The sequence below is a fragment of the Kineosporia sp. R_H_3 genome, assembly GCF_002198675.1.
In the GTDB taxonomy this organism is placed as follows: Bacteria; Actinomycetota; Actinomycetes; order Actinomycetales; family Kineosporiaceae; genus R-H-3.
Genome location: NZ_MWLL01000084.1, coordinates 39,234 through 52,728 on the forward strand (window position 1 = coordinate 39,234; position 13,495 = coordinate 52,728).

The following is a 13,495-nucleotide window of genomic DNA, read 5'->3' on the forward strand; positions in this document are numbered from 1 at the left end:
AGTCACTGTCTAACGTCGAAGCATGACCAGCGTCGCGGGCCTGCCCGCCTCCGTGCGGGTCGAGGTCGACGGTGAGGTCCTCGTCGTCCTCGTCGACCGGCCGCACAAGCGCAACGCGATCGACGACGAGACCATCCTCGGCCTGGAGCGGGTGTTCCTCGACCCGCCGGACGGCGTCCGCGCGGCCGTGCTCGCCGGCACCGGTGACCACTTCTGCGCCGGGCTGGATCTCTCCTCGCTCGGCGAGACCTCCGTCGTCGAGGGCGTCCACCACTCGCGGATGTGGCACCGCGTCACCCAGGCGATCCAGCTCGGTCGGCTGCCGGTCGTCAGCGTGCTCAAGGGCGCGGTCATCGGCGGCGGCCTCGAGCTGGCGTCCGCCACCCACCTGCGGGTCGCGGAGCCTTCGGCGTTCTACGCGCTGCCCGAGGGGCAGCGCGGCATCTTCGTCGGCGGCGGTGGCTCGGTCCGGCTGCCCCGCCTCATCGGTGTCGCGCGGATGACCGATCTCATGCTCACCGGTCGCGTCTACGACGCCGCCGAGGGGCACGCCGCGGGACTCACCCAGTACCTCGTCGCCGAGGGGGAGGGGATGACCACGGGGCTCGAGCTGGCCCGGCGGGCGGCGACGGTCGCCCCCGTGACGCTGTTCGCCGTCCTCCAGGCGCTGCCGCGCATCGCGGACGCCGGTCCGCAGGAGGGCTACCTCCTCGAGTCGCTCATGGCCGCGGTCGCGCAGGGCAGCGACGAGGCCAAGGAACGCATGCAGGCGTTCCTCGCCGGCCGCGCGACGAAGGTCACCGACACGCCTGCCGTGGGAGGGGCCCGATGACGGCGCAGACCTCGCAGGGCCCGTCGACGACCGGTCCGCTCACCGAGGGCGCCGTGCTCCGCCCCGTCCCGGACGACGCCCGGTCGACGAGCGAGGCCGGGGCCTTCCTCACCTGGCTCGAGGAGCACCGCGGCCGGGCCCTCGACGACTACGACGCGCTGCAGCGCTGGTCGGTCGAGGACCTGGAGGGCTTCTGGGGCGCCGTGGCCGAGTACTTCGGGGTGCGCTTCCGGACGCCCTACGAGCGCGTCCTCTCCTCGACCGGGGTCTTCGGTGCGCAGTGGTTCACCGGCTCCACGCTCAACTACGCCGAGCACATGGTCGGTCTCCTCGACGACCCGGCCGCGGACGCCGACGCGCTCGCGCTGCTCGCGTACTCGCAGACCCGCGAGCCGATGCGGCTCACGTGGGGCGACCTGCGCGACCAGGTCGCCCGGGCCCGGGCCGGGCTGCAGCGGCTCGGCGTCGGTCGCGGGGACCGCGTCGTCGCCTACCTGCCGAACGTGCCGGAGACGCTCGTGGCCTTCCTCGCCGCCGCGAGCCTCGGCGCGGTGTGGGCCTCGTGCGCACCGGAGTTCGGCCCGCGCAGCGTCGTCGACCGGTTCTCCCAGGTGGAGCCCGCCGTGCTCCTCACCGTGCCGGGGTACGTCTACGGCACCAAGCCGGTCGAACGGTGCGGCGAGGTCGCGGAGGTCGTCGCCGGGCTGCCGACGCTCACCCACGTCGTCGAGGTGCCGTACTGGGACGGCGCCCTCGACCCGGCGTCGCTCGGTGCCCCGGGAGGCGGGGGCCCGCTGCTCGTCGGCTGGGACGACCTGCTCGCACCGCCGGCGGACGGGCCCGCGCCGCTCGTCTTCGACCCGGTGCCGTTCGACCACCCGCTCTACGTCCTCTTCTCCTCCGGGACGACCGGCCGGCCGAAGGCGATCGTCCACGGCCACGGCGGGATCCTCGTCGAGCACCTCAAGAACCACGCGCTGCACTGGGACCTGCGCCCCGGCGACCGGCTCCTGTGGTTCACGACGACCGCGTGGATGATGTGGAACGCGCTGGTCTCGGCGCTGCTCACCCGGGCGGTCCCGGTGATGATCGACGGCAACCCGCTGTTCCCGGACCTCATGGCGCAGTGGCGGCTCGCCGCCGAGACGGGCGCGACCCTCGTCGGGGTGAGCCCCGGCTACGTCATGGCCTGCCGCAAGGAGGGGCTCGAGCCCTGGGCCGAGGTCGACCTGTCGGCTGTCCGCCAGATCGGCTGCGCCGGCTCGCCGCTGCCCCTCGAGGGTTTCGCCTGGCTGCAGAACGGGTTCGGGCCGCAGGTGCTGCTCAACGTCGGCAGCGGCGGGACCGACGTCTGCACGGGCATCGTCCAGGCCGGCCCGCTGCAGCCGGTCGTCGCGGGGCAGATGTCCGGGGCGGCGCTCGGCGTCGCGGCCGCGGCCTTCGACCTCGACGACGCCCCGGTCGTCGGCGAGCTCGGCGAGCTCGTCATCACCGCCCCGATGCCGTCCATGCCGGTCGGGTTCTGGGGCGACCCCGACGGCTCGCGGTACCACGCGACGTACTTCGAGGACATCCCGGGCGTGTGGCGGCACGGGGACTGGATCCGCTTCACCGCCACCGGCAGCTGCGTCATCACCGGCCGGTCCGACGCCACCCTCAACCGCGGTGGCGTCCGCCTCGGCACGGCGGACTTCTACGCCGTGGTCGAGGAGCTCCCCGAGATCGTCGACAGCCTCGTCGTCCACCTCGAGGACCCCGACGGCGGCCCCGGCGACCTCGTGCTCTTCGTCGTGCCCCGCGACGGTCAGGGACTCGACGACGGGCTGCGCCGGCGCGTCGTCGACGCGCTGCGGACGAACCTGTCCCCGCGGCACGTCCCGGACTCCGTCGTCGGGGTGGCCGCGGTCCCCCGCAGCCGCACGGGCAAGAAGCTCGAGCTGCCCGTCAAGCGGATCCTCCAGGGGGTCGACCCGGACACGGTCGCCAGCCGCGACGCGCTCGCCGACCCGGACGCCCTCGCCCCGTACGTCGACGAGGCGCACCGCCGGCGGGCCGGCGCGTGACCGCCGGCGTGGACGGCCGCCCGCTGCGGCGGGCGGCGGTCGTCGGGACCGGGGTCATCGGGGCCGGCTGGGTCGCGACGTTGCTCGCCCGTGGCGTCCGGGTCGCGGCGACCGACCCGGCGGACGGCGCCCGGCGGCGGCTGCTCGACGCCGTCGCCGCGCACTGGCCGACGATGCGCCTGCTCGGCGCACCGGACGAGCCGGACCTCGACCTGCTGACCTTCACGACCGACCCGCTCGAGGCCGTCGACGGCGCGGACCTCGTGCAGGAGAACGGCCCCGAGGACCTCGCGCTGAAGCAGCGGCTCTTCGCCGACCTCGACGCCGCCGCCCCCGCGCACGCCGTGCTCGCGAGCAGCTCGTCGAACCTCACGCCGAGCAGCATCCAGGAGCTGTGCACGGTGCACCCGGAACGGGTGCTCGTCGGGCACCCGTTCAACCCGGTCCACGTCGTGCCGCTCGTCGAGGTCGTCCCCGGGGCGCGGACCTCGGCGGGCGCGGTCGACACCGCGATGGCCGTGTACACGTGGCTCGGGAAGCGGCCGGTGCACGTGCGCCGCGAGGTGCCCGGGCATCTCGCGAACCGGCTCCAGGCGGCGCTGTGGCGGGAGGCCTACTCGCTCGTGGAGAGCGGCGTCGCGTCCGTCACCGACGTCGACGTGGCGCTGTCCAACGGGCCGGGGCTGCGCTGGGCCGTGCTCGGGCCGTTCGTCAACCAGCACCTGTCCGGGATCGGCGCGGGCGGCCTCGGCCACGTGCTGCGGCACCTCGGCCCCGGCACCGCGAGACTGTGGGACGACCTCGGCACCCCCGAGCTCACGCCGGCGCTCGTCGACCTGCTCGTCGCCGGTGTCGAGGCCGAGCTCGCCGGGCGGGACGACGCCGACGTCGCCGCGGCCCGGGACCGGCTCGTCGTCGGCCTGCTCGCCGCGAAGGACTCCGAGGAGGGACTCCCGTGACCGCCCCGACCACCCTGGACCTCGACGCCCTCGTGGCGATCGACGTCCACACCCACGCCGAGATCGACGACCACGGCCACGAGAGCCTGCCGCCGGAGCTCATGGCGGCGTCCGCGAAGTACTTCAAGGGGGCGATGGCCGACGGCCGCACCCCGTCGGTCGACGACCTCGCGGCCTACTACCGCGAGCGGCGGATGGCGGCCGTCGTCTTCACCGTCGACGCCGAGTCCGTGCTCGGGCACCCGCCGATCGCCAACGAGGACGTCGCCGCCGCCGCGGCCCGGCACCCGGACGTGCTCGTCCCGTTCGCGAGCATCGACCCGCACCGCGGTGCGGCCGGGGTCCGGGCCGCGCGCCGGCTCGTCAAGGAGCACGGGGCCCGCGGGTTCAAGTTCCACCCGAGCCTGCAGGGGTTCTTCCCCGACGACCGGCTCGCGTACCCGCTCTACGAGGTGATCGAGGAGCTCGGCGTGCCGGCGCTCTTCCACAGCGGGCAGACCGGGATCGGCGCGGGAACCCCTGGTGGCGGCGGGATCCGGCTCAAGTACTCCAACCCGCTGTGCCTCGACGACGTCGCCGCCGACTTCCCGGGCATGACCGTCATCATCGCCCACCCGTCGTTCCCCTGGCAGGACGAGGCGCTCTCGGTCGCGACGCACAAGGCGAACGTCTACATCGACCTGTCGGGCTGGTCGCCGAAGTACTTCCCGCCGCAGCTCGTGCAGTACGCCAACAGTCTGCTCAAGCACAAGGTGCTCTTCGGGTCGGACTTCCCGGTGGTCACCCCGGACCGCTGGCTCGCCGACTTCGAGACGCTGCAGATCAAGGACGACGTGCGGCCGCTGATCCTCAAGGAGAACGCGATCCGCGCGCTCGGGCTGCGCTGATCAGGCGGGCCGGCGCAGGAGCACCGTCGTCACCGTCGGGGCGAGGAGGGCGCACGCGGCCATGACGACCGCCATCGCGAGGCCCGAGCCGCCGAGCCCGCCGAGCGGTGCGACGAGCGAGCCGACGGCGAAGCCCATGATGCCGAGCATCCCCGACGCCGCGCCGGCACCGCCGGGGGCCGCGGCCATCCCGAGCGCCGTCGCGTTGGAGTGGATGAGGCCGACGCTCGAGACGGCGAGGAAGAACCCGACGAGGACGCCGATGAGGCTGCCGCCGAGCAGCTCGCTCGCGAGCAGCACGAGCGCCCCGGCGGCCGCGACGGCCTGCCCCGCGCGCAGCAGCGGGCCGGGCCCGGTCCGGGTGACGAGGTGGCGGCTGACGAAGACGAGGGCGAGGATGCCCGTCGCGTTGGCCGCGAAGTCGAGGCTGTACTGCCGCGCCGAGAGACCGTGCAGGTCCTGGAGGACGAACGAGGACGACGCGATGTACGTGAAGAGCAGCCCGCCGGAGAACCCGATCGCGGCCATGTAGGCGACGAACCGCCGGGAGCGCAAACAGTCGACGAGGCCGGCCGCGACGTCCCGCGGCCGGGCCGGTCGCCGGTCACCGACGGCGAGCGTCTCCGGGATCCGCACGTGCGCGACGGCGGCGAGCAGCGCGCCGATCGCGGCGAGGACGACGAACATCCCGCGCCAGCCGGTGACGTAGGTGAGCAGCCCGCCCGCCAACGGGGCCGCGATCGGGGCGATGCCCATGACCGCCGCGAGCGCCGCGTAGCCACGGGCGGCCTCGGCGGCGGGGAACGCGTCCGCGATGACCGCGCGCGTCGTGACGACCGTCGCGGACGCGGCGAGCCCGGCGAGGAGCCGGACGACGACGAGCACCGTCACGTCGTCCACGACGGCACTCACGAGGTTCGCGACGACGAACGCGAGCAGGCCGCCGAGCAGGAGCGGGCGCCGTCCGAACCGGTCGCTGAGCGGCCCGGCGACGACCTGCCCCGTCGCCAGCCCGAGCAGGACGGCGGTGATCGTCAGCTGGGCCTGCGACGTCGGGGCGGCGAGGTCCTTCGCGAGCTGCGGCAGCACCGGCAGGTACAGGTCGGTGCACAGCGGCGCGAGCCCGGCGAGGGCCCCGAGGACGACGACGAGGGCGCGACGGTGGGCCGGGTCGAGCGGCCCGGGCGCAGACTTGAGCATCACCTCGATCGTCCCAGGCCGGGCGGAGGTCGTGCGGACCCGTCCGACTGCCGGGCGTCCTCTGGTGGGTCGCAGACGCTTCTCAGCGCGAGTGCGGTGCCGAACCCACCAGAGGACGATCCGGTGCGCCGGTCTCGAGCGTGACGTCGGGGCGCTCGAGGCGGAAGGTCGCCAGGCCGCCGGAGAGCGAGGCGACGTCGTCCCAGCCGCTCTGCCGCAGCACGCGCAGGGCGAGGTAGGACCGGAAGCCGGACGCGCAGTAGACCCGGACCGGGACGCCGGCGGGCACCTCCGCGAGCCGGGCCCGCAGGTCGGTGTGCGGGATGTTCAGCGCCCCGGGCAGGTGACCCGCCGCGAACTCCTTCGGGGAGCGGGCGTCGAGCAGGACGGCGCCGCCGGGCAGCGTGCCGAGGTCACGGCCGCGCCAGACCGTGAGGTCGCCCGCGAGCACGTTGGACGCCATGAAGCCGGCCATGTTCACCGGGTCCTTGGCGGAGCCGAACGGCGGTGCGTACGCGAGCTCGAGCTCGGCGAGGTCCTCGACGGTCATTCCGGCGCGGATCGCGGTCGCGACGACGTCGATCCGCTTGTCGACGCCCTCGCTGCCGGTCGCCTGCGCGCCGAGGACCCGCCCGTCGGGGGCGAACACGAGCTTGAGGTGGAGCGCCCGGGCGCCGGGGTAGTAGCCGGCGTGGTGCCCGGGGTGCAGGTGGACGACGTGGTGCGCGATCCCGGCCTGCCGCAGCGCCTTCTCGCTGCGGCCGGTCGAGGCGGCCACGGTGTCGAATACCCGGACGATCGCCGTCCCGAGGACGGGCGTGCGCCCGCCCCGGCGGCCGAAGAGGTGGTTGGCCGCGGCCCGGCCCTGCCGGTTCGCCGGCCCGGCGAGCGGGACGGCGGCCGGGGCGCCGGTCACGGCGTCGACGACCTCGACGGCGTCACCGACGGCGTAGACGTGCGGGTCGGACGTGCGCAGGTGCTCGTCGACGTGAACCGTGCCGCGCTCGCCGAGCGTGAGCCCGGCGGCCCGGGCGAGCGTCGTCTCGGGGCGGACCCCGACCGACAGGAGCACGAGGTCGGCGGGCAGCACCGCGCCGTCGGACAGCCGCACCCGGACGGCGCCCCGCGGGCCGTCGTCCGCCGTACCGTCCGCGGGCGTGCCGTCGTCCGGCTCGACCGCCGTCACGGACGTGCTCGTCCGGACGTCGACGCCGGCCCCGACGAGGGCCTGCTCGACGGCGACCGCCATCTCCGGGTCGAGGGGCGGGAGCACCTGGTCCGCGAGGTCGACGACGGCGACCTCGAGCCCGCGGTGGCGCAGCGCCTCGGCGACCTCGAGCCCGATGAAGCCCGCACCCGCGACGACCGCGCGCCGGGCGCCGGCCTCGACGAGGGCGCGGAGGCCGTCGACGTCCGGGACGGTCCGCAGCACGCGGACCTGCGGCAGGTCGACACCGGGGATCGGCGGCACGAGCGGGGTGGCTCCCGTCGAGAGCACGAGCGCGTCGTAGGCCTCGTCGTACTCGGTGCCGTCGGCACGCCGCAGCACCCGGACCGACCGGTTCGCGGTGTCGACGGACACCACCTCGTGCCCGGTGCGGACGTCGAGCGCGAGGCTCGCGGCGAGCGAGGCGGGGGTGTGCAGGAGCAGCGACGCACGGTCGGGGATCTCGCCGGCGAGGTGGTACGGAAGGCCGCAGTTGGCGAACGAGACGTACTCGTCCCGCTCGAGGACGACGATCTCGGCCTCCTCCGACAGCCGGCGGGCCCGGGCCGCGAAGCTCATGCCGCCTGCGACGCCGCCGACGACGACGACCTTCATGATGCGATCAGCCATGGATCCAGGGTACCCCCCGGGGTACCAGACCTAGGTCCTGCCCGCTTTCGACGCGTGCATCGTCCGGGTGCTCGGCCGACCGGGCCGGTCCGTCGGCCCGGCGGCGTGGTCAGGCGGTCGGGACCTGCTCCGCGACGTCGAGGTCGACCCGGCGGGCCGGGCGGCCCGCTGGAAGGGACAGCGCCTCGATCGCCGCCGTGACGCGCTCGCAGCACCGGCCGTCGCGCAGCACGAACGTCGACGCGATGCGTTGCAGGTACTCCGGGGCCGGGGTGCGGCCGCGCTCGACGTCCGCGCGGACCGCCGCGACCGTCTCCTCGACGGTGCGCGTCACCGGGCCGAAGCCGTCCCGCTCGTAGTCGAAGTAGCCGGCCCGGCCGAGGTGCCCGCCGGCCGCGACGAGCTCGCGGTCGAACTGGAAGTACACGACCGGCCGGTCGACGTACGCGGCGTTGAACGCCATCGAGGAGTAGTCGGTGACGAGCGTCGCGGCGGAGGCGAAGAGCCGCTGCGCGCCCGCCCCTTCGAAGGTGAGCGCCTCGACGTGCGCCGGCAGGTCGAGCGTCGGGAGCAGCGGCTGGAGGTTCGGGTGCGGGAGGAACCCGATGCGCAGCCCGTGCTCCGCCGCGAGGGCCGCGAGGTCGGGGGATCTGAGCAGCCCGAGCCAGGCCTTCGCGTAGTCGGTCTCGAGGAAGTCGGCCCGGACCTGCCGGCGGGGGTCCGCGAACGACGTCCGCGGCGCCTGGAGCCACTCCCGCCAGGTCGGTGCGAGGAGCACGAGGGTGCGGTCCTGCGGGGAGAGGGCCTCGCTCGTGCGCTGCAGCCGGTCGAACCGCGGCAGCCCGGTGAGGACGGTCTCCTTGTCGGTGTAGACGTACGGCGACCCGTCGCCGACGATCGACGCGTACTCGCCCGGCGTGCTCGTCACGAAGAGGTCGACGAGCTTGGGGTTGAGCCAGGCGGAGATGTCGTCCTTGATGACGCCGTGCTGGAGGAACGTGAAGCGCCACTTCGGGCGGCCCGGCTTGAGCAGCTCGAGCACGGCGGGCGGCCGGTGCACCGGCACGTCGATGTGCGACGAGACGAGGTGCTTGCAGTTGAGCATGAGGAGCAGCCACTGCGTCGACCCGTGCGCGACGACGCGGTTGCCGTGCGGCCCGGAGCGCAGCCGCTTGTAGTCGGGCGAACCCGCCTCGACGGTGAACCAGGCGTTGATCTCCGGGCGGTTGTCCCGCAGGTACGTGAACAGGTGCTCGGCGTTGTCGTCGGCGTTCTGGACCCGGTCCATGAGCACCCACGCCTTGCCGTAGCGGCGCCGGACGGCGGGCGAGGCGGCGAGCTTGCGGAGCGCGCGCCGCCGGGCCGCGACGGCGGCCCGGCGCGGCTGCCTCGTCGCGACACCGAGGAGGGTCTCGCGGGCCTTCGGGGTGCGCACCCGGGTGATCGGGTCGACGAAGGTCGGGGCGGCACCCGGCCAGCTGTCCCGGATCTCGACGAGCGTGCCCTCGCACCGCACCCGGACGGCCGCCCCGGACGGGACCCAGACGATCCGCTCGTGGACGAGGTCGGCACCGAAGTAGCGCAGCGACCGCAGCTTGGTGTGCCTGGGCGGCACCGCGACCCCGTCGACGACGTACTCGTACGCCGGTTCCGGGCCTGTGAACCGGGTCGCGATCCGCACGAGCCGCTGGGCGTCGTCCACCTTCTCGACGACGGCGCAGCCGCTGCGCCACGGGGTGTCGAGCAGGCCCCAGCGGAGCACCTGCCGCGCCGTGCCGTCGAGCGCCGACGCCTGGTACCCCGCGATGACGTGGTCGTCGAGCCGGGAGCGGATGTCGCGGAGCGACTCGAGGAACTCCCGCGCGACGGCCTCCTCCGGTGCGGGTGCGCCGCTCGCCGCGGACGCCGCCGCGAGGAAGCCCGCGAGCTCGTGGACGACGAGTGCCTGGATCCACTCCGGGACCTCGCCGTAGCGCTCGCGGGCCAGGTCGAGCAGGTCGAGGTAGCCGGCGCGGGGCACGACGAGGTACTGGTCGGGGTCGGCGTAGACCGCGGGGACCGAGCGGCCGCGCAGGTCGCGCTCCTCGTAGCGGGCCGAGGCGACGAGACCGGCCACCGGCTCCGGGCAGGACATGAGGTAGACGGCGGCGAAGTGCGCCGAGCCGAACCCCGGGCGGACGGCAGGGTCGAACCGGACGCCGCCGCGCTCGATCCGTTCGCGCCGGAAGAACGTGCTGCGCACCCCCGTGCAGAAGACGTCCGGGCTGCCGCCCAGGTCGAGCACCCGGTCGCCGGCGCCGAACCGGCCGCGCAGCGGGTGGCTGTCCCGGGTGGTGCCGTCGCCGTCCCGCAGGACCGCGTTCGTCATGACCAGCTCGACCGCCGGGTGCGCCCGGACGAACGAGAGCACCCGGTCGAGGTAGTCCGGGGCGAGCACGTCCGCCGGGTCGGGGAAGGTCACCCACGTGCCGGTCGCCTGCGCGAGGCCGAGCGTGCGGGCCGCGGCCCGGCCGCCCTCGAGCCGGGTGAGGACGGTGACGTCGAACGCCGTCCCCTGCTCCCAGGCCCGCGCCACGGACAGCGACGCGTCGCTCGAGCCGTCGTCGACGAGCACGACCTGCACGCGGGAGTGCTCGACCCCGGTCTGCGCGTCGAGCGAGGCGAGGAACTGCGGCAGGTGCTCCGCGACGTCGTGCACCGCGGCGACGATCGAGACGTCGTGAGCGGTCGTCAGGGCAGGGGCGGTGCGGGAGGTGTCCACGTCTCTAGTCTTCTCACGTCGGCGCGGGGCGCTCATCGGGTGGGCTGCAGGGTCCGTTCTACCGCCGAACGCTGCCTCAGCGGGACCACGGGGCGGTCGGACGCCCGCCGCGGCGCCCGCGGGGCGGCCTGGTCGAGCCGTTCGATCTCGGCCGTGACCCGCTCGCAGCAGCGGCCGTCGCGGGCCGGGAACGCCCTGCCGATCCGGTCGGCGTACTGCGGGGCGGGCACGCAGCCTGCGCCGATGATGCCGGTGAGCGCCGCCACGGCGTCGGGGAGCGTCCGGGTGACCGGGCCGAACCCGTGCGTCGGGTACGTGAAGTAGCCGGCCCGGCCGAGGTGGCCGCCGGCCATGACCCGGTCGTGGTCGAACTGGAAGTAGAGCACCGGGCGGTCGACGTAGGCGGCGTTGAACGCCATCGACGAGTAGTCGGTGACCAGGGCCGCCGCCGAGGCGAAGAGCCGCTGCACACCCGCGCCCTCGAACGTCAGCGGGGTGACGTGGGCGGGCAGCTCCATCCGCGGGAGCACGTGCTGCAGGTTGGGGTGCGGCAGGAAGCCGAGCTGGAGGCCGTTGCGGGCGAGCGTGTCGGCGAGCTCCGGGGAGCGCAGGAGACCGAACCACTGCTCGACGTACTCGCTCGTGAAGAAGTCGTCCACCACGCGCACGGCCAGGTCCGCGCCGCGTGGCTTCTGCAGCCACTGCCGCCAGGTCGGGGCGACGAGGACCATGGTGCGGTCCTGCGGCGCGACCGAGCGGGCGATCCGGCGGAGCCGGTCGAAGCGGGGCAGGCCGGTGAGGCGCACCTCGCGTCCGGTGTAGACGTACGAGGTCCCGTCGCCGGCGACGGAGTCGTACTCGTCCTGGGTGCTCGTGACGAACAGGTCGACCTTCTTGGGGTTCAGCCAGCCGGACAGGTCGTCCTTGATGACCCCGTGCTGGAGGAACGTGAAGCGCCAGGGCGGGACGGTCGTGCCGAGCAGCCGGAGGATCTGCGGCGGGCGGTGCACCGGGACGTCGATGTGCGACGACACGAGGTGCCGGCAGTGCAGCATGAGCACCTCCCACTCCGGGGAGCCGTGGGCGACGACCCGGTCGCCGTGCCGGCCGGCGGCGAGCCGGGCGTGGTCCGGCGTCCCCGCGGCGACGGTGAACCAGGCGTTGATGTCGGGCCGGTTCTCGCGCAGGTACTCGAAGAGCCGCTCGGCGTTGTCGTCCGCGTCGGTGATGCGGTCCATGAGGACCCAGGCGCCGTCGAACTCGTGACCGCGCCGTGCCTCGACGGCTCGCCGCCGGGTCGCGTGCCACACGGACGACCGGCCGGTGGGCGGGGCGTCGGGCGCGCGTCGCGGCGGCGGGTCGGTCTCGAAGGTCGTGGGCGCCGCGCCGGTCCACCACGGCCGCAGCTCGAGGTAGCGACCGTCGACCCGGACCCGGTTCGTGGTGTCCGCCGGCAGCCAGGAGACCCGCTCGTGGAGCAGGGCGTGGTCGAAGAAGACGACGGACCGCACCTTGGTGTGCGTGGGCTCGACCACGGCGCCCTCGCACAGGTACTCGACGGCCGGTTCGGGCCCGGTCCAGCGGACGACGACCCGTGCGAGGTTCTGCCGCACGTCGACCTCGTCGGCCACGGCGTAGGCCGCCCGCCACGGCTCCTCCCCGAGGCCGTGCAGGAGGATCTGCCGCCAGGCGGCGTCCAGCCACCGCACCCGGAACCCGTCGATGACGTGCGGGTCGAGCAGGGCGCGGATCTCGCGGAGCAGCCCGACGAACTCACGGGCCACGTCACCGACCGCGGCGGTCGCCGTCCCGCCGTGGCCGGCCTCGGCGCTGAAGAGCCAGGACAGCTCGTACAGCACGAAGTTCTGCACCCACTCGGGCACGCGGCCGTGGACGGCGCGGGCGTGCTCGAGGACGTCGAGGTACCCGCGGCGCGGGACGACGACGTAGCGCTCGGGCTGCATGAAGCTGCGCTGCATCGTCGAGGACCCGTCGGCCCGCTGGCGGTAGACGTACTTCGCCGAGCCGACGAGGCCGAGGGTGGGCGCCGGGCAGCCGAGGAGGTACTTCGTGCAGAAGTGGCCGTCCTCGAAGTTGGGCCGGACCCGGCCGTCGAACCTCAGCCCGAGGGCGGCGAGCCGGTCGCGCCGGACGAAGCCGGCCCCGACGTGCCCGTGGAAGTACGTCGGCGCCCGGTCGAGGTCGACGACCCGGTCCGGCCCGGCGAACATGCCGCGCAGCGCGTGGGTGTCGGTGGTCTCGCCGGTGACCTCGAGGTAGACGACGCGGTTCGTCGCGACCATCTCGACCTCGGGGTGCGCCGCGACGAACCGGAGCACGCTCGCGAGGTACCCGGGGTCGAGCATGTCGTCGGGGTCGGTGAACGTCAGCCACTCGCCGAGGGCGTGGTCGATCCCGTTGTTGCGGGCGGGCCCCTGGCCGGCGTTCGCCTGGTGGATCACCTGCATCGGCAGGATCCCGCGCTCCGCGAACCTGCCCCGGTACCGCTCGAGGACGGCGAGGGAGTCGTCGTTCGAGCCGTCGTCCACTGCGACGATCTCGACCCGGGTGAGGTCCACGTCCCGCTGGGCCTCGAGGGAGGCGAAGAAGTCCGGCAGGTAGCGGGCCACGTCATGGACTGCGGTGACGATCGAGACGTCGTACGGCGCGGCGGAGTTCACGGTCGAACTCTACTGATGAATCTCACTCAGCGTGTCTGTTCGAGTATCTAGAGTGACTTCATGTGTGACACATGATGATCGGAGTGTTATCAGGCCTGGTCAGGCGGGGTGTGCTGCCGTGATCTGCTCCGCGCCCGAGAGTCCGACGTACGCGTCGGACGCCGACCGCTGTGCGGGTGGGAGCGCCGACGGGCCACGCGACGGGCGGGTGAGGGCCTCGATCGCCGCGGTGACGCGTTCGCAGCAGCGGCCGTCGCACGTCGAGCTGCTCTCCT

8 protein-coding genes are annotated in these 13,495 nt (G+C 74.2%); 4 read left to right on the forward strand and 4 right to left on the reverse strand.

Annotation, left to right across the window (positions count from 1 at the left end; genetic code table 11):
• Nucleotides 1-22: 22 nt before the first annotated feature.
• The 4 genes from ECOMGDLI_RS05985 to ECOMGDLI_RS06000 are packed head-to-tail and all read left to right on the forward strand — an operon-like array spanning nt 23 to nt 4,741.
• Nucleotides 23-832 (forward strand): crotonase/enoyl-CoA hydratase family protein, encoded by an 810-nt coding sequence (locus tag ECOMGDLI_RS05985; protein WP_088315078.1) that lies wholly within the window; start codon nt 23-25, stop codon nt 830-832.
• On the forward strand, nt 829-2,895 hold the full coding sequence (locus ECOMGDLI_RS05990; RefSeq protein ID WP_088315080.1) for an acetoacetate--CoA ligase: 2,067 nt from the start codon (nt 829-831) through the stop codon (nt 2,893-2,895). Before ECOMGDLI_RS05985 ends, ECOMGDLI_RS05990 begins: the two co-directional genes overlap by 4 nt.
• Nucleotides 2,892-3,854 carry a 3-hydroxyacyl-CoA dehydrogenase NAD-binding domain-containing protein gene (locus tag ECOMGDLI_RS05995; RefSeq protein WP_198954594.1) on the forward strand — a complete coding sequence of 321 codons (963 nt, stop codon included), beginning with the start codon at nt 2,892-2,894 and terminating at the stop codon, nt 3,852-3,854. The genes ECOMGDLI_RS05990 and ECOMGDLI_RS05995 overlap by 4 nt, the downstream gene beginning before the upstream one ends.
• A 14-nt stretch (nt 3,855-3,868) precedes the next feature.
• The gene (locus ECOMGDLI_RS06000) at nt 3,869-4,741 is read left to right on the forward strand and encodes an amidohydrolase family protein (protein ID WP_088315106.1); all 873 of its coding nucleotides are present in this window, start codon (nt 3,869-3,871) and stop codon (nt 4,739-4,741) included.
• On the opposite strand, the gene ECOMGDLI_RS06005 is transcribed toward ECOMGDLI_RS06000, so the two are convergent.
• The 4 genes from ECOMGDLI_RS06005 to ECOMGDLI_RS06020 all read right to left on the reverse strand — a co-directional run bounded on the left by ECOMGDLI_RS06005 (nt 4,742) and on the right by ECOMGDLI_RS06020 (nt 13,220).
• The gene (locus ECOMGDLI_RS06005) at nt 4,742-5,941 is read right to left on the reverse strand and encodes a Bcr/CflA family efflux MFS transporter (RefSeq protein WP_143447540.1); all 1,200 of its coding nucleotides are present in this window, start codon (nt 5,939-5,941) and stop codon (nt 4,742-4,744) included.
• Between the two features lie 82 nt (nt 5,942-6,023).
• On the reverse strand, nt 6,024-7,778 hold the full coding sequence (locus ECOMGDLI_RS06010) for an FAD-dependent oxidoreductase (RefSeq protein WP_198954595.1): 1,755 nt from the start codon (nt 7,776-7,778) through the stop codon (nt 6,024-6,026).
• Between the two features lie 109 nt (nt 7,779-7,887).
• Nucleotides 7,888-10,539: a CDP-glycerol glycerophosphotransferase family protein gene (locus ECOMGDLI_RS06015; protein ID WP_158220911.1), complete on the reverse strand. Its 2,652-nt coding sequence runs from the start codon at nt 10,537-10,539 to the stop codon at nt 7,888-7,890.
• Between the two features lie 32 nt (nt 10,540-10,571).
• Nucleotides 10,572-13,220 carry a CDP-glycerol glycerophosphotransferase family protein gene (locus tag ECOMGDLI_RS06020; protein WP_088315088.1) on the reverse strand — a complete coding sequence of 883 codons (2,649 nt, stop codon included), beginning with the start codon at nt 13,218-13,220 and terminating at the stop codon, nt 10,572-10,574.
• Nucleotides 13,221-13,495: the final 275 nt, after the last annotated feature.

Excerpts from the sequence above, each read along its gene's own strand:
- ECOMGDLI_RS06010 (WP_198954595.1), bottom strand. The coding sequence starts at position 7,778 with ATGGCTGATCGCATCATGAAGGTCGTCGTCGTCGGCGGCGTCGCAGGC.
- ECOMGDLI_RS05985 (WP_088315078.1), top strand. The coding sequence starts at position 23 with ATGACCAGCGTCGCGGGCCTGCCCGCCTCCGTGCGGGTCGAGGTCGAC.
- ECOMGDLI_RS06005 (WP_143447540.1), bottom strand. The coding sequence starts at position 5,941 with ATGCTCAAGTCTGCGCCCGGGCCGCTCGACCCGGCCCACCGTCGCGCC.
- ECOMGDLI_RS05990 (WP_088315080.1), top strand. The coding sequence starts at position 829 with ATGACGGCGCAGACCTCGCAGGGCCCGTCGACGACCGGTCCGCTCACC.